This window comes from Marinibaculum pumilum, from assembly GCF_042646425.1.
GTDB lineage: Bacteria > Pseudomonadota > Alphaproteobacteria > Ferrovibrionales > Ferrovibrionaceae > Marinibaculum > Marinibaculum pumilum.
On the sequence record NZ_JBHRTR010000010.1, the window covers coordinates 25703 to 45976 of the forward strand.

Annotated in this window: 16 protein-coding genes; 9 read left to right on the forward strand and 7 right to left on the reverse strand. The window is 69.8% G+C overall.

From position 1 onward, the window contains the following. Positions 1-16: 16 nt before the first annotated feature. The 7 genes from ACFOGJ_RS03730 to ACFOGJ_RS03760 all read left to right on the forward strand — a co-directional run bounded on the left by ACFOGJ_RS03730 (position 17) and on the right by ACFOGJ_RS03760 (position 9434). A complete protein-coding gene (locus tag ACFOGJ_RS03730) occupies positions 17-1273 on the forward strand; it encodes an ABC transporter substrate-binding protein (RefSeq protein ID WP_379898234.1) in 1257 nt (418 codons plus the stop codon). A 39-nt stretch (positions 1274-1312) separates the two neighbouring features. Continuing rightward, a complete protein-coding gene (locus tag ACFOGJ_RS03735; RefSeq protein ID WP_379898236.1) occupies positions 1313-2164 on the forward strand; it encodes an ABC transporter ATP-binding protein in 852 nt (283 codons plus the stop codon). Then, a complete protein-coding gene (locus ACFOGJ_RS03740; RefSeq protein ID WP_379898238.1) occupies positions 2157-4553 on the forward strand; it encodes an ABC transporter permease in 2397 nt (798 codons plus the stop codon). The genes ACFOGJ_RS03735 and ACFOGJ_RS03740 overlap by 8 nt, the downstream gene beginning before the upstream one ends. Next, on the forward strand, positions 4522-5364 hold the full coding sequence (locus ACFOGJ_RS03745; protein ID WP_379898239.1) for a phosphoenolpyruvate hydrolase family protein: 843 nt from the start codon (positions 4522-4524) through the stop codon (positions 5362-5364). The genes ACFOGJ_RS03740 and ACFOGJ_RS03745 overlap by 32 nt, the downstream gene beginning before the upstream one ends. Before the next feature lie 45 nt (positions 5365-5409). Continuing rightward, the gene (locus ACFOGJ_RS03750) at positions 5410-7167 is read left to right on the forward strand and encodes a flotillin family protein (RefSeq protein ID WP_379898241.1); all 1758 of its coding nucleotides are present in this window, start codon (positions 5410-5412) and stop codon (positions 7165-7167) included. Beyond that, entirely contained in the window at positions 7167-7604 is a 438-nt protein-coding gene (locus tag ACFOGJ_RS03755; RefSeq protein WP_379898243.1) for an SRPBCC family protein, read from the forward strand. The genes ACFOGJ_RS03750 and ACFOGJ_RS03755 overlap by 1 nt, the downstream gene beginning before the upstream one ends. 312 nt (positions 7605-7916) lie before the next feature. After that, entirely contained in the window at positions 7917-9434 is a 1518-nt protein-coding gene (locus tag ACFOGJ_RS03760) for a zinc-binding dehydrogenase (RefSeq protein WP_379898244.1), read from the forward strand. Between the two features lie 133 nt (positions 9435-9567). On the opposite strand, the gene ACFOGJ_RS03765 is transcribed toward ACFOGJ_RS03760, so the two are convergent. From ACFOGJ_RS03765 to ACFOGJ_RS03790, 6 genes are all read right to left on the reverse strand, one after another. Next, positions 9568-10068 carry a hypothetical protein gene (locus tag ACFOGJ_RS03765; RefSeq protein ID WP_379898246.1) on the reverse strand — a complete coding sequence of 167 codons (501 nt, stop codon included), beginning with the start codon at positions 10066-10068 and terminating at the stop codon, positions 9568-9570. Positions 10069-10251: 183 nt separating this feature from the next. Then, a complete protein-coding gene (locus tag ACFOGJ_RS03770) occupies positions 10252-10599 on the reverse strand; it encodes an AtuA-related protein (RefSeq protein WP_379898247.1) in 348 nt (115 codons plus the stop codon). Further along, positions 10596-11969 (reverse strand): acyclic terpene utilization AtuA family protein, encoded by a 1374-nt coding sequence (locus ACFOGJ_RS03775; protein ID WP_379898249.1) that lies wholly within the window; start codon positions 11967-11969, stop codon positions 10596-10598. Before ACFOGJ_RS03775 ends, ACFOGJ_RS03770 begins: the two co-directional genes overlap by 4 nt. A gap of 253 nt (positions 11970-12222) precedes the next feature. Beyond that, the gene (locus ACFOGJ_RS03780; RefSeq protein ID WP_379898250.1) at positions 12223-13344 is read right to left on the reverse strand and encodes a nitronate monooxygenase; all 1122 of its coding nucleotides are present in this window, start codon (positions 13342-13344) and stop codon (positions 12223-12225) included. A 97-nt stretch (positions 13345-13441) separates the two neighbouring features. Beyond that, entirely contained in the window at positions 13442-14491 is a 1050-nt protein-coding gene (locus ACFOGJ_RS03785) for a D-Ala-D-Ala carboxypeptidase family metallohydrolase (protein ID WP_379898251.1), read from the reverse strand. Between the two features lie 6 nt (positions 14492-14497). Then, positions 14498-16513 carry a L,D-transpeptidase family protein gene (locus ACFOGJ_RS03790; RefSeq protein ID WP_379898274.1) on the reverse strand — a complete coding sequence of 672 codons (2016 nt, stop codon included), beginning with the start codon at positions 16511-16513 and terminating at the stop codon, positions 14498-14500. Positions 16514-17008: 495 nt separating this feature from the next. On the opposite strand from ACFOGJ_RS03790, the gene ACFOGJ_RS03795 reads away from it, so the two are divergent. Both ACFOGJ_RS03795 and ACFOGJ_RS03800 read left to right on the forward strand, forming a co-directional pair. Further along, positions 17009-17680, forward strand: a complete 672-nt coding sequence (locus ACFOGJ_RS03795) for a YqaA family protein (protein WP_379898254.1) — start codon at positions 17009-17011, stop codon at positions 17678-17680. Positions 17681-17716: 36 nt separating this feature from the next. Then, the gene (locus tag ACFOGJ_RS03800; RefSeq protein ID WP_379898255.1) at positions 17717-18430 is read left to right on the forward strand and encodes a hypothetical protein; all 714 of its coding nucleotides are present in this window, start codon (positions 17717-17719) and stop codon (positions 18428-18430) included. An 80-nt stretch (positions 18431-18510) separates the two neighbouring features. Here the strand turns inward: ACFOGJ_RS03800 and ACFOGJ_RS03805 are convergent, their stop codons facing one another. Next, complete coding sequence (locus ACFOGJ_RS03805) at positions 18511-20256, reverse strand: amidohydrolase (RefSeq protein ID WP_379898256.1); 1746 nt, start codon at positions 20254-20256, stop codon at positions 18511-18513. Positions 20257-20274: the final 18 nt, after the last annotated feature.

The window sequence follows — 20274 nt, forward strand, 5'->3', positions numbered from 1 at the left end:
GTGGGAGGAAACGGTGATGAAGAGCATAGGTAAGTCGCTTGCGCTGGTCGGCGCAGTGGCGGCGCTCAGCCTGGCAGCCGGCACCGCCGGCGCACAGGACAAGGGGCCGATCAAGATCGGCGCGCTGGCCACCCTGGAAGGCGCCTTCACCGTCCTGGGCGAGGACGGCATGCGTGGCGTGAAGCTGGCGATGGAACAGGCCGGCTACGAGGCGGGCGGCCGCAAGATCGAGCTGATCACCGGCTCGTCCGACGCCTCGCCGGACAGTGCCGTGCGCGCCGCGCGGAAGCTGGTGGAGAATGACGGGGTGGAGATCCTGATCGGCCCCCTCTCCGGCTCCGAAGGCCTGGCGGTGAAGGACTATGCCAAGACCCAGCCCGGCGTGACCTTCGTCAACGGCACCTCGGCGGCGCAGGACACCACCCTGCGCGACCCGGCGGAGAACTTCTACCGCTTCTCCACCGACGGTGCGCAGTGGATGGCGGGCCTGGGCGAATACGCCTTCAACGAGAAGGGCTATAAGCGGGTCGTGGTGATCGCGGAGGACTATTCCTTCCCCTACACCCAGGTGCTCGGCTTCATGGTCCCGTTCTGCGAGGCGGGCGGCAAGGTGGTCGACAAGTTCTGGGTGCCGATCGGCAACAAGGACTATTCCTCGATCATCGCCGCGATCCCGCCGGACATCGACGCGATCTATGTCGCGCTGGGCGGCGCCGACGCCATCAACTTCCTGACCCAGTACGAGCAGGCCGGCGGCGAGGCGCCGCTGATCGGCGGCTCCATCACCGTCGACCAGACGGTGCTGGGCGCGAAGGGCCGGCAGCGTTCCTTCATCATCGGCACCCCGTCCGCCGGGCCGATCGCCGATACCTGGGACGATCCGAAGTGGACGGAGTTCGTCGCCGCCTACAAGAAGCAGTTTCCGGACGGCTTCCCCTCGCCCTCGCTGTTCGCGCATGGCTACTACGTCAACACCAAGGCCGTACTGGCGGCGCTGGACGAGGTGAACGGCGACCTGTCGGACGGGCAGAAGAAGTTCCGTGCCGCGCTGTCGAACCTGGAGATGCAGACGCCGACCGGCATGGTGAAGCTGGACCAGAACCGGCAGGCGGTCGCCGATATCTTCCTGACCGAGGTGGTCGAGGGGCCGGAAGGCAATCTGGTCAACAAGGTCGTGAAGGTGATCCCGCAGGTCGACCAGGCCATGAACATGGACCGGAAGGCCTTCCTGGACCTTGGCCCGGTCGGTCGCGACAACCCGGAATGCAAGTGAGCATGACGGGCCACAGCCTGCCGTTGGGGGAGGCCGCCGATGGCGGACGCCGCTGAACGGCAGGCGGACGGTTCCGGACCCCCCGGCGGCAGCATCGCCGGGGGGCGCCGGGCCGCCACGTCAGATACCGCGTCGCGGGATGCCGGGTCCCGCGCGCTTGAGGTGGTCGGCGTGACCCGCACCTTCGGCGCGCTGGTGGCGCTGGACGGGGTCGACCTGTCGGTCGGTCCGGGCGAGCGGCGCGCGGTGCTGGGCGCCAACGGCGCCGGCAAGACCACCCTGTTCAATGCGATCACCGGCGATTTCCCGCCGACCCGGGGGCGCATCAGCTTCTTCGGCGAGGATGTCACCGAGCTGCCGCAATACGACCGCATCCGCCGCGGCCTGCGGCGCACCTATCAGCATTCCCTGCTGTTCCGCGGGCTGACCGTCCGCGACAACCTGTTTCTCGCCAGCCGCGGCGTGGCGCGGCGGCGCTTCAGCCTGCTGCGGCCGCGCGGCGGAGATTTCGCGATGGCGGCGGCGGAGCGGCTGGCCGGCCAGGCGCATCTGAGCCGGCGTCTGGACACGCGGGTCGCCGACCTGTCCTACGGCGAGCAGCGCCAGCTGGAGATCGGCATGGCGCTGGCCGGCGCGCCGCGGCTGATCCTGTTCGACGAGCCGGCGGCGGGCCTGTCGCCGGGCGAGCGCGGCAACCTGGTCGCGCTGCTGCACGGCCTGCCGGAGCATCTGGGCTTCGTCATCATCGAGCACGACCTGGACGTCGCCCTGAAGGTCGTCGACCGGGTCACGGTCATGCACAACGGCCGCATCTTCAAGCACGGCACCCCGGCGGAGATCGAGGCGGATCCCGAAGTGCAGGCGATCTATCTGGGAGGCCAGCATGGCTGAGCCCCGCGGACCGCTGGCGGGACGGCCGCAGCGCGGCGAGCTGCGCGCGCCGATGCTGCAGGTCGACGACCTGCATGTCTATTACGGCCACAGCCATGCCCTGCAGGGGGTGACCCTGACCCTGGAGCGCGGCGTGCTGTCGGTGGTCGGCCGCAACGGCATGGGCAAGACCACCCTGTGCAACACCATCATGGGCCTGGTGCCGGCCGCCCGCGGCAGCATCCATGCCGCCGGCCAGCGCATCGACGGCATGGAGCCCAACCAGGTGGTCGCCCAGGGCCTGGCCTATGTGCCGCAGGGGCGGCGGGTCTGGGCCTCCCTCAGCGTCGACGAGCATCTGCGCCTGTCCTCCAGCATGCGTGGCGGATCCGGCGAAAGGGAATGGGATGTCGACCGCATCTACGACACCTTCCCGCGGTTGAAGGAACGCCGCCGCAACGGCGGCGCGCAGCTCTCCGGCGGCGAGCAGCAGATGCTGGCGATCGGCCGGGCGCTGCTCTCCAACCCGCGGATCCTGATCATGGACGAGCCGACCGAGGGCCTGGCCCCGGTGATCGTCGACCAGGTGGCGGCGATGCTGCACGCGCTGGCGAACGACGGCGCGATCAGCGTGCTGCTGGTGGAGCAGAACCTTGGCGTCGCCACCGACGTCTCCGACCGGGTCGCGGTGATGGTCAACGGCCGCATCGCCCGCACCATGTCGGCGGCTGAGCTGGCCGCCGATACCGAGCTGCAGCAGCGCCTGCTTGGTGTCGCTTCCGGCGGCGCGGAGGAGGCCGATGCCGGTCCCGACCTGCCGGCCGGGCCGCAGGTGCTGGGCCGCGGCCCGGATGAGGAAGAGGCCAATGTCTACACGGTCCGCCGCAGCCACGCGGCGCCGCACGATACGGCGGCGGCCGGGATGGCGGACCGGATCGACGCGCCCGCGGGGCGCACCCGCTGGGGCACGGCTGCCCCGGCGCCCGCCGATGCTCCTGCGGGATCCCCCGCAGGGGTCCCGGACGTGGCGCGGCGGCCCGCGCCGCCGCCGCCGGAACCGGACCAGGGGGGCGTGCCGTCCCGTGCCGCGGCAGGCGACCTGCCTGCGGAGGAACGGCCGCGGGTCCGGGTGCCGGCGGCGGCGCGCAGCGGCCATGCCGCCTTCGTCGCCGGCACCTTCGACACCAAGGGGCGCGAGCTGGGCTTCCTGCGCACCTGCCTGGACCGGCAGGGCCTGCGCACGGTGACCGTCGATCTCTCCACCTCCGGCCGGCCCTCTTCGGCGCAGGTCACCCCGCGGGAGGTGGCGCGCCATCATCCGCAAGGGGCGGAGGCGGTGTTCACCGGCGACCGCGGTTCCGCGGTGGCCGCCATGGCGCTGGCCTTCGAGCATTTCGTCGCCAGCCGCCGCGACCTGGGCGGGCTGATCGCCGCCGGCGGCTCTGGCGCCACCGCGCTCGCCACCCCGGCGATGCGGGCGCTGCCGGTCGGCGTGCCGAAGGTGATGGTCTCCACCGTCGCCAGCGGCGATGTGGGCGCTTACGTCGGCCCGTCCGACATCTGCATGATGTACTCGGTCACCGACGTCCAGGGGATCAACCGGATCTCCGAGCGTGTGCTGTCCAACGCCGCCCATGCCCTGGCCGGCATGATCGCCTGGCGGCGGGAGGAGAGCATGGCCGCCAGGCCGGCACTTGGCCTGACCATGTTCGGCCTGACCACGCCCTGCGTGCAGGCGGTGCAGCACATGCTGGAGGCCGACTATGACTGCCTGGTCTTCCACGCCACCGGCACCGGCGGCCAGTCGATGGAGAAGCTGGCGGAATCCGGCCTGCTGGCCGGCGTGCTGGACCTGACCACGACGGAGGTCTGCGACCTGCTGATGGGCGGCGTCTTCGCCGCGACCGAGGACCGCTTCGGCGCGATCATCCGCAGCGGCCTGCCCTATCTGGGGTCCTGCGGGGCGCTGGACATGGTGAACTTCCATGCCCGCGCCACCGTGCCGGAGCGCTACCGGAACCGGCGGCTGCATGTGCACAACCCGCAGGTCACCCTGATGCGCACCACCGCGGACGAGAACGCGGCGATGGGCCGCTGGATCGCGGAGCGGCTGAACCGGATGGAGGGACCTGTGCGGTTCCTGCTGCCCGAGGGCGGGCTGTCCGGCCTGGACCGGGAGGGGCAGCCGTTCTGGGACCCGGAGGCGGACCGCGCCCTGTTCGCGGCCCTGCGCGAACATGTGCAGGCGACGGAGCGGCGGCGCCTGGTGTCCGTGCCGCATCACATCAACGACCCGGCCTTCGCGGACGCCGCGGTGCAGCAGTTCCGGGAGATCATGGCGACAGACGGGGACCGCAACATGACAACAGGGGGCAGCCATGGCCGGCTTCTCGCGCGCCGCGCTTCTTGACGAGTTCCGCGCGCAGGTGGCGCGCGGCGAACCGATCGTCGGCGGCGGCGCCGGCACCGGGCTTTCCGCGAAATGCGAGGAGGCCGGCGGCATCGACCTGATCGTGATCTACAATTCCGGCCGCTACCGGATGGCCGGGCGCGGCTCGCTCGCCGGCCTGCTGGCCTACGGTAATGCCAACGACATCGTCGTGGAGATGGCGCAGGAGGTGCTGCCGGTGGTGACCCGCACGCCGGTCCTGGCCGGGGTGAACGGCACCGATCCGTTCTGCATGTTCGACCAGTTCCTGGACCGGCTGAAGGCGATGGGCTTCGCCGGGGTGCAGAACTTCCCCACCGTCGGGCTGATCGACGGCACCTTCCGCGCCAACCTGGAAGAGACCGGCATGGGCTATGGCCTGGAGGTCGACATGATCCGGATGGCGGCGGCGAAGGACATGCTGACCACACCTTACGTCTTCTGTGCCGAGGATGCGGTGGCGATGGCGCAGGCCGGGGCCGACATCATCGTCTGCCATCTGGGCCTGACCACCGGCGGCTCGATCGGCGCAGATACCGCGCGGAAGCTGGCCGACTGCCCGGCCCTGGTGGACGAATGGGCGGCGGCGGCGCTGGCGGTGAAGCCGGACGCGCTTGTCCTGGTCCATGGCGGGCCCGTGGCGCAGCCGGAGGATGCGGAGTTCATCCTGGCCAACACCAGGAACTGCCACGGGTTCTACGGCGCCTCCTCGATGGAGCGCCTGCCGACGGAGATCGCGCTCACCGAGCAGACCCGCCGGTTCAAGTCGATCAAGAAGAAGCAGACAGCATGACCGGCGCGGCAGCAGCGCGGCGCCGGCGCATGCGGGAGGAACGCCATGTCGGGTGAGAGCTGGGGCACCATCATCGCCATCATCGTCATCCTGGTCGTGGTCGGGGTGATCCTCGGCTACCTGCTCTACTGGTTCTACCGGCGGGCATCGCAGGACATCGCCTTCGTGCGCACCGGCCTGGGCGGCACCAAGGTCGTCGCCGATGGCGGCGCGGTGGTGATCCCGCTGGTCCATGCGATGACCCCGGTGAACATGAATGCCCTGCGGCTGGAGGTGGCGCGCGAGCGGGAGCGGGCGCTGATCACAGCCAACCGCATGCGTGTCGACGTGGCGGCGGAGTTCTACGTGCGGGTGGCAGCCAGCAACGATGCGATCGCCGCGGCGGCGCGGACCCTGGGCGCACGCACCCTGGACCCGCCGAGCCTGACGGAATTGCTGGAAGGCAAGTTCGTCGACGCCCTGCGCCGGGTGGCGGCGGAGATGTCGATGGACGAGCTGCACGAGCAGCGCGGCACCTATGCGAAGAAGGTGCGCGAGGCGGTCGCCGCCGACCTGACCCAGAACGGGCTGGAGCTGGAGGCGGTCTCGCTGACCCAGCTCGACCAGACGCCGATCGAGTTCTTCAACCCGTCCAACGCCTTCGACGCGGAAGGCCTGACCCGGCTGACCGAGCAGATCGAGGCGCGGCGCAAGCGGCGCAACGATATCGAGCAGGACACCCTGATCGAGATCCGCAACAAGAACCTGGCCACCGACAGGGCCAGCCTGCAGATTGACCGCGACGCGGAATATGCCCGGCTGGAACAGCAGCGCGACCTGGAGGTCGGCCGCGCCAGCCAGCGGGCGGAGATCGCGCGCGAGCAGGCCCGCCGCAACGTGGAGGCGGAGGAGGCGTCGATCCAGGCCGGCGAGGAGGTCGAGCAGCGGCGCATCGCCTCGGAGCGCACCCTGCAGGCCGCCCGCATCGGCCGCGAGCGCGACATCGCGCGGCTGGAGATCGAGCGCCGCCGCGACCTGGAGATCGCCGAGCATGACCGCGCCATCGCGCTCGCGCAGAAGGAGGTGGAGGAGGCCGACGCCCAGGCCGAGGCCCATGCCGCCCGCGCCCGTGCGATCGCCGCGCAGGAGCGGATCGAGAGCGCGCGCGACTTCGAGGTGGCGGAGCGCCGCAAGGCGATCGCCCTGCTGGCGGCGGAGGAGGATGCCCGCCGCGAGGGCATCCGCATCACCCTCTCCGCCCAGGCGGAGAAGCAGGCGGCGGAGGACCGCGCCGATGCCGAGCGCAGCCTGGCGCAGGGCGAGGCCGATGCCGAGCGCATCCGGCTGGCCGCCCGCAAGATCCGCCACGAGCTGGAGGCGGAGGCCGAGCGCCTGATGAACGAGGCGCACAACATGCTGTCGGGCGAGGCGCGGCGCGCGCAGCTGCGGCGCCACCTGATCGACCGCATGGACGGCATCATCCGCGAGAGCGTGAAGCCGCTGGAGAATATCGAGGGGATCCGCATCCTGCAGGTCGACGGCCTGTCCGGCGGCGGTTCCGGCGGCGGCCGGAGCAATGGCGGTGCCTCGCCCACCGACGAGGTGATCAACTCCGCCCTGCGCTACCGCGCGCAGGCGCCGATGGTCGACTACCTGCTGCGGCAGATCGGCATCGAAGAGGGCGACGACGTCTCCCGCTTCGCCGACAGCCTGATCCAGCCGCGCCGGTCGGAGCTGTCCAAGCTGGCGGAGCAGGCCCGCCGCGAGGGCGGCGGCGAGGGTGAGGGCGGTGGCAGCGACCGTTCCGGCGGAGATGGCGACTGATGGTCAACGTCTTCGTCTCCACCGTGATCGACGCGTCCCCCGACCGGGTCTGGTCGATCATCCGCGACTTCAACGGCCTGCCGGACTGGATGCCGATCGTCGCCTCCTCGCGGATCGAGAACGACGAGCCGTCGGACCGGATCGGCTGCATCCGCAACTTCGTGCTGGAGGATGGCGGGCAGATCCGCGAGCGGCTGCTGTCCTTGTCGGACTACGACTATGCCTGCTCCTACGCGATCCTCTCGTCGCCGATGGGGGTGCGGGACTATGTCGCCAATATGCGGCTGATCCCGGTCACCGATACCGGCCGCACCTTCATGGAATGGACCGCCCGCTTCGACTGCGAGCCGGGCCGCGAGCGCGAGCTGCAGACACAGATCGGCGAGGGGGTCTTCCTGGCCGGCATGAACGCCCTGAAGGCCCGGCTCGGCGGGTGAGGGACATGGTTCCGATGCCCTTTTCCCCCCCACTCGTCACTGCCGGGCCCGGTATCAACTCCATCTGGCCGGCAGTCCATGGTGCCGTTGCCCAACGGCGTCCGGCCGTTGCTCCGTCTATTGAGTCCGGCCTCGACATGGACCGCCGGGACAAGCCCGGCGGTGACGACGTGTGTGTATGGCGCCGCCGCTTCACCGTCATCCTCGGGCTTGACCCGAGGATCCACTCCGCCGGCGGTGCCGCGCCGCAAGGCTTGCGGAATGGGTCCCCGGGTCAGGCCCGGGGACGACGATAGTCACCAGGCGGAACCCGTGGTCCGCATCCTCCGCAGCACCATCATCGACGCGCCCGTGGACCGGGTCTGGGGGCTGCTGCGCGACTTCAACGGCCATGAGGACTGGCACCCGGCCGTCGCGCAGTCGGAGATCGAGAACGGCCTGCTGGCCGATCAGGTCGGTTGCGTGCGTCGCTTCCGGCTGCGCGATGCCGATGGCGGTCTGGGCCAGGTGCTGCGGGAACAGCTGCTGGCCCTGTCGGATGCCGAGCGCAGCTTCACCTACTGCATCCTGGCAGCCCCCTTCCCGCTGAACGACTATGTCGCCACCGTCGCGCTGAAGCCGGTGACGGACGGGGAAGCCACCCTGTGGTGCTGGGAATGCGAATTCGAGCCGCCGGCCGACCGCGCCGCGGAGCTGACCGAGCTGGTGGCGGACGGCATCTACCAGGCCGGCTTCGACGCCGTGCGCGGCCTGCTGTCGGGCGCCGGCGAGCGCCGCGCCGGCCGGCTGCGGGTGATCGAAGGCGGCCAGGCCGATGTTGCGGCACCCGCTTACGCATCCGGGGCCATGATGGAAGGCCGCGGCATCGTGCTGACCGCTCATGGCGGGCCGGAACAGCTGCGCCTGCAGGCGGTCACTGCCGCACCGCCCGGGCCGGGCGAGGTGCGGATCCGGCAGAGCCGGATCGGGGTGAACTTCATCGACGTCTATTGCCGCACCGGCTATTTCGACCTGCTGTCGCCGCCCGGCGTGCCGGGGATGGAGGCGGCGGGACAGGTGGTCGATGTCGGCGCGAACGTGCATCACCTGCTGCCCGGCGACCGGGTCGGCTATGCCGCACCGCCGGTCGGCGCCTATGCAGACCTGCGCACCATGCCGGCGGCGCATGTGGTGCCGCTGCCCGACGATATCGACGACGAGACGGCGGCTGCCGGCCTGCTGAAGGGCATCACCGCCGACTTCCTGCTGCACCGGGTGCACACCGTGAAGCCGGGCGACTGGGTGCTGGTCCATGCCGCCGCCGGCGGGGTCGGGCTCCTGCTCTGCCAGTGGGCGCGGGCGCTGGGGGCAAAGGTGATCGGCACGGTCGGCAGCGCTGAGAAGGCCCGCCTCGCCCGCGACCATGGCTGCGCCTGGCCGATCCCCTACCGGGAGCAGGACTTCGTCGCCGCGGTGATGGAGATCACGCAAGGCCGCGGCGTCGACGTGGCCTATGACGCGGTCGGCGCCGACACCTTCCGCCGCTCGTTCGAGGCGCTGGCCACCTTCGGCCACCTGGTCTCCTTCGGCCAGGCCTCCGGCGATATCGGCCCGGTCGACGTGGCTGGCTTCGCGGCGAAGTCCGCCCGGCTCAGCCGGCCGAACTACGGCCACTATGTCGCCGACCCGAATGACCTGCGCGCTTCCGTCGACCGGCTGTTCGCCGCGATCCGCTGCGGCACCCTGACGGTCGCACCGCAGCACCGCTATCCGCTGGCGGAGGCGGCGCAGGCCCATGCCGATCTGGAGGGCCGCCGCACCTCGGGCGCGATCGTGCTGCTGGCAGGGTAGGCCAGGCGTCGTTCCCGCACCGGACCGGCACTAGCGCATCCTGCGTCCGTTCGGACACAGACAAGATGCGCTATCTTGTTGAAATCGATCAACTTATTGCCGCTCGGATGATTCCATCCGAGTGCAAGTTGATCTATTTGGCCGGAACGAGCCCGGAGACGGGACTGCAGCCACAACTGATGATGTCGCTGATCCCACCTGCGGGCTGGAGCTCGATGACGGCATCCTCTGCGATCGTCCATCTATACTTGTGGTTGCAGCTCAGCGACACGAGCTCGCCATCGGGATTGAGGTTCGGCATGCTGCTGAAGTAGATCGTGCCGGTGACCTTGTCTCCCTTCACGTCCGCCAGGCCCGGGTTCAGGTTCGCCGGGTTCTCGATGACCGCCGAATTTCCCGAGAAGGTCATGGTGCTGGCGTTCAGCGGGAAACTGCCGCTCGACTCAAATTCACCTTCTGTCCACTGGAACGCGGTAAATGGCGCCGGCCCCACCTGGGATGATTCGAGAAAGGTCTTTGGCTGGCATTTGCCCTCGCCAACGATCGTGAAGGATCCGACCTGGCCAGCCGCCTGCGCGGCGGCTGTCGCTGCCATCAGCGTGGCGAGCGTGAGCATGGCTGTGGCTGTGCGCATCGGGGTAGATCCTTTCTGGGATTTCCGGCTCTGCGTACGCCCGGGCCTGCCTCCTCCCGGGCGGGTCCAGGATAGACGCCGGGGCGGCCATGCCAAGTTTCGGCATGTGTCGGCGCCGCCCGCGCCCATGCCGTCCTGGAGAGCGGCCGGACCTCCGGTGCGAACGTGCTGCTGCCGGGCCTGCTACCGGGCGATATCCCTTGGCACCTCGAACTCCAGGGAAACCGGAATATCGATCTCCAGCATGTAGCCGCTGAGCGACTTGCCGTGCTTGTCGTGGCGCAGTCCGGCGACCACGCCGCCGTCGAGGGCCGCATGCAGCACGAAGATGAAGCCGTAGTGGGTTTCCTCGCGCTCCACATGCCCGCGCACGATGTCCTGGAAATGCGTCTGCACATATTCCGGCGTCAGGACATCGCGCAGGAGGTCCAGATGCGCGCGGTCGTAGGGCAGCACGGAGATCAGCGAGGCATCGAACTTGTCGCCGGTGCGGGAATGGGCGATCTGGTAGAGCTTGACGTTCTTCCTCATTGTCCGGCCTCCAGGTAGGAGACGGAGCTGCGGACATCTTCCCGCGGCATCGTCAGGGGGATCAGCGGGTCGTAGCGGCTGACATTGGTTTCCAGGCCGCCGCCGCCATAGGCGCCGTTGAGGTAGAAGCCCATGAAGGCGCGGGCGACCGCCTCCGCCTCCTCGCGGGTGCGGACGACGGCGCTGTAGCGGAACTCGACATATTTCGGGTCGGGATCCTCGCGCAGCGCGGCGGCATAGGGCAGGTCGTTGTAGAGATAGACGCTGTCCATGATCTGGTTGCCGAAATGGCGCAGCCGCTCGGACCACACGGTGCCGAGAAGATGCGCCCGCTTCATTGCGGTATGACCGCGGAAGCGCAAGGCCAGGACAAGGTTGTAGCCATGGTGATAGCCGAGCAGCACCTTCAATGTGCGCGGGCGCTCGCGGCCGGTGAAGCCCGTCACCCGCACGCGATCCGCGCCATCCTGTTCGACGCGGACATCGCGGAACGCGGCGATCACGTCCGGTGTCACGTAGGATGAGAAGCTGTGCACCTCGTAGTGCAGCTGCTCCAGCACGGTGTCGCAGGTGACCTTGCCGCCGCTGCCGGGCAGCTTGGTGATGAAGACCTGGCCGTCCGCCTGCACCTCGGCGATCGGGAAGCCGATATTGGCGAGGTCCGACACGGTCTTCGTCTCGCAATCGGCGAAGTAGCCGCCGGTGGTGTGGCCGCTGCATTCCAGCAGATGGCCCACGACGGTGCCCATGGCGATCCGGTTCCAGTCCTTCGGGGCCCAGTCGAAGCCGTGCGCCAGGGCTGCCACGAACATCGACGGGTCCGCGACCCGCCCGGCGATGACGATATCGGCGCCGGCATCCAGGGCCTCCCGGATCGGCTCATAGTAGAGATAGACATTCGCCGAGCTGATATTGTCCCGGATGATCGCAGGGTCGGTCGGCATCCAGGCGTCGCTTCCGGCATGAACCTGGAACAGTTCCGGGGCGAAGATCTCGTCCGCGCGGTCCGAGAAGTATGTCAGGACGTCGTCGCCTTCGACGATGGCGATCTTCGCACTCAGATTCTGTTCGCGCAGATAGCCGGCGAGCCACTCGGCGGCGGCGCGCGGATTGGCGGAGCCGTCGTTGGTGATGATCCTGATGCCGCGCCGCAGGCATGGCGCCACGCAGCGCCGCATCCGTTCCTCGAACAGCATGCCGTAGCCCGGGTTCACGCCGTCCCTGATGCGCAGATGGGCCTCGTGGATGGTCCGCTCGGCAAGCGCCTCGAAGACGAGGAAGTCGATCTCCCCGCGTTCGGCGAGGTCCTGTGCGGGTTCCACGAAGTCCTCGCTGAACCCCGATCCCGACCCGATCCGTATCGTTTTCATATCCGTCCCTGTTCCTTCCTCGGCGGCCCGGCTTTCCCGCCAACGATGGCGGGTAAGCCGGCGAACCGGCGTCCGGTCGGCAGGCACGCCGCATTGCACGCAGCCCCGCCCAGGGGCCGGGTCGCGGCGAAGCCGGCTCGGAACAGTCTAAGTCTAATGTCGGGATGGGGAACTCTTGCGGCCGCACGATTTCCGGACGTGACGATGCGCTCCGCTTCCGCCCTTAACCGCTTCACCGGTCGGGCGGGGCCGGTCACCCGACCAGCGCCTCCAGTTCGCCTACCGCGTCGGCGAACTCGCTCTTGAAGTCCTGCACCACCTGGCCGGCGGAGCGGATGCCGTCGATCAGCCCGACCCCCTGGCCGACATAGTAGGTGACCAGCGCCTTCGCCTTCTCCGATCCGCGGTCGGCGGCCTGCTCCGCCTTGTTCAGCGCGGGGATCGCCAGCATCGACTGCAGCGGCATGCCCAGCGGCTCCGGCGCGCCGGCGGCCTCCCAGGCGTCGTGCCAGGTGGAGCGGAGCTGCCGGCTGGGCTTGCCGGTGCGGCTGGTGGCGCGCACCGTGTCGCGGGAAGTGGCGGCGACCATCTTGTCGCGGAAGGTCTGGGAGACTTCGGACTCGGTGGTGGCGAGCCAGACCGAGCCGGTCCAGGCGCCGGCCGCGCCGATCGCCATCATGCCGGCCATCTGGCGGCCGTCGACGATGCCGCCGGCGGCCAGCACCGGCGCGGCATGGCCGGCGGCACGCAGCGCCTTCAACACCTCCGGCACCAGCACCAGGGTCGAGACCTCGCCGCAATGGCCGCCGGCCTCCGTGCCCTGGGCAACGATCACGTCGACCCCGGCTTCCGCCTGCCGCACCGCATGCTGCGCGGAGCCGACCAGCGCGGCGACCGGTACGCCATGGGCGCGCGCCATCTCGATCATCTGCGGCGGTGCCATGCCCAGTGCGTTGGCGATCAGCCGGATCGGGTGACGGAACGCGACCTCCAGCAAGGCCCCGGCATGGCTGTGAGACAGGTCCGGCGCCCGGTTCAGCGGGTCGTTGTCGGGGAAGGCGATGTCATGGTCGCGCAGGATGCCGGCGACGAAGTCGCGATGCCCCTGCGGGATGCGGTTGCGCAGGCTGTCCTGGGCGGCATCCGGCGCCGCTTCCAGCTTCTGGGGGAAGACAAGGTCGGCGCCGTAGGGCCGGCCGTCGACATGCGCGTCGATCCAGGACAGCTCCGTCTCCAGTTCCTCAGGCGTGCAGCGCAGGCCGCCATAGACGCCGAAGCCGCCGGCCCGGCTGACGGCCGCCACCACGTCGCGGCAATGGCTGAAGGCAAAGAGCGGGAACTCGATGTCCAGCATCTCGCAGAGCGCGTTTCGCATTTCCTCCCCGCTTTTTGGTCAGACCATTAGACTTTTCTCGCGCGTCTGCGCGAAGCTGTCAACGGACCCTGGTGCGGGTGCGCGGTGCCTTGCGGCGCTATTCCTTCTCCGGCGCGCCGAGGCCCCAGCGGATGTTCCAGCCGCGCACGTCGACATGGACAAAGGGTCCGTGCCAGGGATTGGCCTTGTAGGCGGCGACACCGCCCAGCATGCGCTCCGGCGGGGCGGCCGGACCTTCCGCCGGATACATGCGCTCCACCATCTCGACAAGCCGGAGCGCATCGTCGACGTCGATCCTGCCGTCGCGGTTCAGGTCGTCCATCAGGTTGTCCGCCGGTGTGGTGTCCGGGAAGATGTCGGCGGCGGCGCCGAAAACGTGACGGCTATAGGCGCCGCTGCCGATCCTGCGATTGTAGGCCGGCGTCCGGTAGCCGCTCATCACGTTCAGCCCGTCGGCACGGTGACCGGCCGCGTTCAGCGCCTCCAGGATCTCCTCCAGCTTCACCAGCAGGTCGGGGTTCAGCACCAGGTATTTCGGGAAGTCGCTTTCCTGCTTCGCCAGGAACTGGCCCAGGGTGAAGTGGGGGGAGACCGGCATCGCGGTCATCGCCTCCGTCACCTCGATGTAGCCGACCGGAGGCAGGTACTGCGCGAAGCCCTTGTAGGGCTCTTCCCGGTAGCTGCCGATCTCATAGGCGCCGATGCTGCCGGTTGCGGCGGCCTGGGCCGGCACCAGCACGAACATCATGACCTGTGCCTCGACATGGCCGTCCGCGCCGCGGAACAGCATCGGATAGGCGCCGGGCCGGTCCGGGGCGGTCCAGACCGGACCGAAGCGGGTGTCCAGGTGGCCGGCCGCGATCTCCGGCGTCAGGCCGGATCGGCCCAGGTCGATCTTCGCCCGGCCGCCGGGCAGCAGGGTCCGGAAGAAGAACCGGTAGGGGATCGGCTCGCCGTTGATGCGGACGGGGAAAGCGATGCGGCCGGGATCGTAGTCGCCGGGTTGCGGCAGGCCGGTCGCCGGTGGCGGCGGTGGCGGCGGCCCACCGCCGCAGGCCGCGAGCAGCACGGCGAGCAGGGTGGCTGCAAGGGCGGCCCGCACGACGGGCGCCGGCCGCCGCTTGCGGCGGGACGCAGCCGCCGTCACCGGCCGTCAGTTGCCGGCATCGGCCATGGACTGCCTGGCCAGAGCCTGTGCCAGACGGGAGTCGCGGCCATAGAGGTCGTCGCGGAACTGCAGGGTGCCGTCCGGATCGCGCCAGGTCGTCCAGTGCAGCAGATGCACCGGCACCGGTTCGCGCAAGGTGATCCAGCGCTCGCGGTCCAGCTGCAGCGCGCCGTCGATCCGCGCGCGGTCCCAGCCGGGCTCCGACATCAGCAGATGCTCCGCCAGGTCGAGCGGGTGCTCGACCCGGATGCAGCCGCTGGAAAAGGCCCGGTTGGCGCGCTTGAACAGGTGCCGCGACGGCGTGTCGTGCAGATAGACGTCGTACTTGTTGGGGAACAGGAACTTCACCTGGCCCAGCGCGTTGGAGGCGCCCGGCGACTGCACCAGCCGGTAGGGGAAGTTGTTCTTCGACAGGGAATGCCAGTCGATGAATTCCGGCATGATCTCCTGCGCGTCCTCGCCCCAGCCGACATAGACGCTGAACCCTTCCCGCCGCAGGAAGTCCGGATCCTCCTTGATCTGCGGCAGCTTGTCCTCCACCGCCAGCCGGCGCGGCACGGTCCATTTCGGGTTGAAGACCAGATACTCGATCTTGTCGCTGAACACCGGCGTGGAGCGGTAGCTGCGGCCGACGATGGTGCGGCCGTAGAGCTTTTCCACGCCGTCCTCGACGAGTCGGTAGTCGTAGCCGGCGATGTTGACCAGGACGTAGCGCCGCCCGAGATCCGCGGGCAGCCAGCGCCAGCGCTCAAGGTTGAGCTCGACCTGGCGGATCCGGTCGGCCAGCGGCACGTTGAGGGCGGCCAGGGTCTTCGGCCCCACCACGCCGTCGGGCTCCAGGCCATGGCGGCGCTGGAAGCGAAGAACGGCCGCCACCAGGGCGTTGTCGTAGATCTCCGCCACCTGAAACGGCTTGTCGGCCGATGGTTCGCCGTCCGCGTCCGCCTGTGCTGTCGCGGACTGTGCTGTCGCGGACTGTGCTGTCGCGGACTGTCCGGTCGCGGGCGCGCCATCTTCGTCCATCAGCGAGGCCGGCGCGATGGCGCTGGTCTCGATATCGTCCGGTGCCGCGGAAAGATCGGTATGTTCCGCCCAGTCGCCGAGATTGGCTCCCGGCGCGACAGGGGTGTCGGGCCGCTCGGCCAGGTCGCCCGAAGCGATCAGTCGCGCCCGCAGCACAGGTACGCGCAGGTCGAACATGCCCGGCTTCAGCGACTCTCCCTCCGGCACCACCGGCCAGGGCCCGTTTGCGGCCATCTCCCGCAATTCCCGAAGGGACAGGAGCAGGTCGTTATAGCCCGGCTGATGCGGTATCACCGCACGCAGCGCGTCCTTCAGGTTGCCGGTCTGCGTCGCGCTGTTCAGCAGCGGGACCGCATCGCCCGCGCCGGCATGGATGGTCCATTCCGGGTCGAAGCTCTGCGGCCGGACCTGGCCGGCCATGTAGTGGCGGGCCAGGGTCAGGAAGGCATCGGAAGCGGCAAGGTCCAGGTCCGCCTGAACCTGCGGCGCGGGCGGCTCGCCCGCCGTCTGGGTCAGCACCGTATCCAGCGCCTGGCGGAGGAAGGCCTGGTGGTAGCGCGCCGGCTCAAGCCCATGGTCGGCGCTGTCCTCGATGGCAGACAAGAGCGCGCGGAGCCGCGCCTCGGCATCCGCCCCCTCCCAGGCCGGGCTGTAGGTGCGTGCGGCATAGAACCGCTGCAGCGCATCGCCGCCGTTCAGCGCCACCTGGGGCCGCATCTCCGCGCCGGTTCCGCCGTCCGCCAGGGTGCCGTCAGAACGGGTCCCGTCGGCCAGGGTGCCATTCGACAGGGCAACGGGCAGGCGCACCACGACAGGCTGCCCGCCGGCGAGGGTTGCGAGCCGGCCGCGAATGGCGTCCTGGACCGGTGTCGTCGCAACGAGCTGCGGCAGGCTGGCGGCGGCGGTCGCCTGCACCGCCTGTGCCGCGGAGCCGGTGGCCGCAATGGCACAGAAGGCGAGCAGGGCCAGCGGCCGCACCAAAATGCCGGTCCGGTCGGCGTGCGGCCGACGGGCCGTGAGGTGACCACTGATGTGCAAAAGGTACATGTTCAACCGTATGCGGGTGCAGTTCCGCAACCGTGTCTCGCTGGACAGGCCCTGGCGCGTTCGACAGTGCGTTGCGGGCCACGGTACCTGAGAACGAAAGTAGACGATTGCCGCCGGGGCCTCGACGCAATAAACAGCTGAGGCGCGGTTTCGGCACCGGCGCGGCGGTGTTTTTCGCCGACTGTTGCAAGAATGCCGCGCATGTTGCGATTGTTTTGCAACAATCTCCCGTCTGGCGGCTTCGCTGTCGCCACCCCATCTCTGCCTCGTCTCTCCTGCCGGTCATCGCGGCTGGCGGCACCTTTCTCCGGCGTGCCGGCGCGGCGGGGTGGGGGCGTCGGGCAGGCGCCGGGCAGGACAGCGCGGCCGAGGCAGGACAATGAGGCGGGCGGACTGAAGGGTGCGCGATCGGCATGCAGTGTCTGAATGAGTGGGCGTGAAGACCGGCCGCCGGTCGACGGGTCTGGGATCGACCGGTCAGACCCGTCGACCGGGGACATCTCCCCGATGCCGGCCAGCCGGCTGCCGCTGCGGGAGCGACTGAAGCGTCTTGCCGAGGGCCCGGTCGGGACGGAAGCGATGTTCGTCATCGGCTTCCTGGAGAGTTCGGTCGTCCCGGTGCCGATCGAGATCGTGCTGGCGCCGGTGGCACTGTGGCAGCGGCGGCGGGTCTGGTGGCTCACCACCTCGGCACTGGCCGGCTGCATGCTGGCCTGTGTCCTGTTCTATTTCCTGGGCATGTATTTCGGGAAGACGATCGGGGAGGACCTGATCGCGCTGCTCGGCCTGGGTGCTCATATCGAGGAGTTCGAGGCGGACCTGCAGCATCGCGGCTTCTGGCTGGTGGCGTCGATCAGCCTGTTCCCGCTGCCGCTGCAGGTGGCGACCCTGGGCAGCGGCATGTTCGGCTATTCGTTCTGGGGCTTTTTCGTCGCGATCCTGCTGACCCGGGCGATCCGCTTCTACGGCTTCGTTGCGCTGGTCTTGCTTTTCGGCCCGCCCGTTATTCACTATTTCGAGCGATTGCACCTGGGCTGGCAGGTGGCGGCGGTTGCGGCCTCCATGGTCGTGACGGCCGGGTTGTACGTGATGCTCTAGCCGGAACCGATCGCCCGGATCAGCGATTCAACGCGGATGGACAAGATCGAGCGCAGAGGGACCACGGTATTGGACGGGCAGAACCCGCAGGACGGACAGAGCGGACAGGTCGGGCTGGGTAGTCATCGCGGTCGCATGGCCGCCGGCGATCCGCGCGACCGGCTGCTGGCGGCCTGCGGCGACCTGCATGGCGCGGTGGAGGCGCATCCCCGGATGGCGCGCCTGATGTCGCCGGACCTGGACGAGGCGGGTCTGGCGGACAGCCTGGCGGCGCTGCATGCCGGCATTGCCCGGGTGGAACAATGGCTGGCGGCGGCGGCCGATCCCGATCTGATCGACCTGCTGCCGCTGTGCGACAGCGCAGCCCGGCTGAAGGCGGACCTGCTGGCGCTGACCGGACGGTCAGCGCCGGGTCAGACCGCCGCCGGCCCGTTCGTGGCCGATGCGCTGCCTGTAGTGATGGAGCCGCCGGCCGGCGCCGGCAGCCTCTGGGTCCTGTGGGGCGCACACAAGGGTAATGCCGTGGTGGCGACCGCATTGGCGCGCGGTCTATATCGCCGCACCGCGTTCCGCAGCCGATACTTCACCACCCTGCCGGCGGACCGGCGCCGCTACGACCGGCTGATGCGGTCGTTGCGGCGGATGCCGCCGGCGGATGTCGACGGTCGCGCGGTGCCGCAGGCGATGGCGGCGTTCCGCACCCTGCATGATGCCCTCGCGCAGGCGCCGGCCCCCCTGATCGGCCCCTGATCCGTCCGGCCCCTGATCCGGCTGCGGCATCGCGGTGCCCCTCCTGATCCGGGGCGGCGCGCACCGGCCGCCGCTCCCGCTCAGGCCATCCGGCCGTCCGGGTCGTGCACCGGCCGGCCGGCCGAAAGGGTCAGCAGGACCTGCGTCGCCGGCAGGTCTTCGACCGGGCAGGTCAGCGGGTCGCGGTCCACCACAGCAACATCGGCATGGGCGCCCGGCGCCAGGGTGCCCAGGCCCGGCCAGCGCAGCACCTCGCCCGCGCGCCGGGTCCACAGCGCCAGCGCCGCCTCGCGGGAGACGGCATGGTCCGGCCCGTCGTTGCGGTGACCCGGCCCGCCGGCCGGGTGGCGGCCGAATTCCTGCGTCGTGGCGAGCGCGATATGCTCGAACATGTTCTTCGGTCCCCAGTCGGAACCGCAGCCCACGTTCAGGCCGGTGCGCAGCAGCCGGGCGACGGGCACCTGGTCACGCCAGGCATGGCGGCCGATCCGTTCGCCGTACAGCTCGCCCTTGCCCCAGGAGAAGCTGAGCGAGGTGGTGACGTCGAAGCCCAGTGCATGCAGCCGCTCGCCCTGGTCCGGGCTGATCAGGATGCAGTGCTGCATCAGCCAGTGGCGGCCGGCGATCGCCTGCCGACCCTCGTCGGCTTCCACCGCGGCCAGGAAATCGTCGATGTCCAGATAGGCGCCGGCGACGAAATTCGCCCGCAGGCCATGCGTCCGGCAATAGGCGACGAAGCGGGCGCTCTTCTCGGCGGAGATGAAGCGCGGCGCGCGGGCGATGGTCTCCCCGTCGGGCCCCAGATAGGGGTCGTAGATGCGCAGGAAGCCGGGGCCGCAGGGGCCGCCGTCCGATAGGGTGGCGCCGCTGACCCGGAACCAGTCGTCGCCGTCGCGGTTCAGTGCGCGGGCACGCTCCAGCGCGGCCTCGAACTCCGCCATCGTCTTCGGCTGGAACGGCGCGAAGGCGTAGGGCTCCACCTCCATCGCCGCCATCACCCGCAGGCTCATGTCGCCGGCGGCATGCAGGGCGGCATAGGCCTGGATATGCGGCTCCACCATGTTGTGGGCCTCGTAGATAGCGGTCACCCCCATGCGGTTGTAGTCCGCCATGGCGGCGCGGGTGGTCGCCGGCAGGTCCAGCCTCGGCGGCGGCAGCTTGCTCTGGATCTGCGTCCACCAGGGATCGAAGCAGTACATGTTGTTGACCGGGCCGCGCATCAGGCCGGTCAGCCGGCCGTCATCGTCCTTCTCCAGTTCCACGCCGCAGACCCGGTCGGGAATGAAGTCGGTGATCGACAGGGCGCGCAGGGCATGGCTGTTGAAGGCGACGACGTTCGGCGTGACCGGGGTCCAGGCCTGGATCATCACCGGATGGTCGGGGGCGGCGCGGTCCAGGACATGACGGTCCGGCAGCCGGCGCTCCGCCAGGTCCCGCCAGGACCGGCGGATGAAGTACCAGGGCTCGCCCACCGGCGTGCAGTAGATCCACTCGCCCGCCGGCACCCGGGCCGCATGGGCGGCGATCCGCTCGGCGATGTCCGCATGGTTGCGGGCGTCGGTCAGGTCGACGAAGGACCCCCGCCGCATCGCGAAGTGCAGCAGGTGCGGGTGGGTGTCCACCAGCCCGGGCAGGGCCGTCGCACCCTGCAGGTCGACCTCCCGGCAGGGGGCACTGGCCCGCCCCTTCAGCTCCGCCCGGCTGCCGGTCGCGGCGACGCGGCCGTCGACCAGCAGCACCGCCTCGGCATCGGCGACCGCCCCCGGCCCTGCCATGGTGTGGATGGGCCCGCCATGCAGCAGGACCGGTTCCGCGTTCGGGATCACCGACCCGCCGCCCGTGCC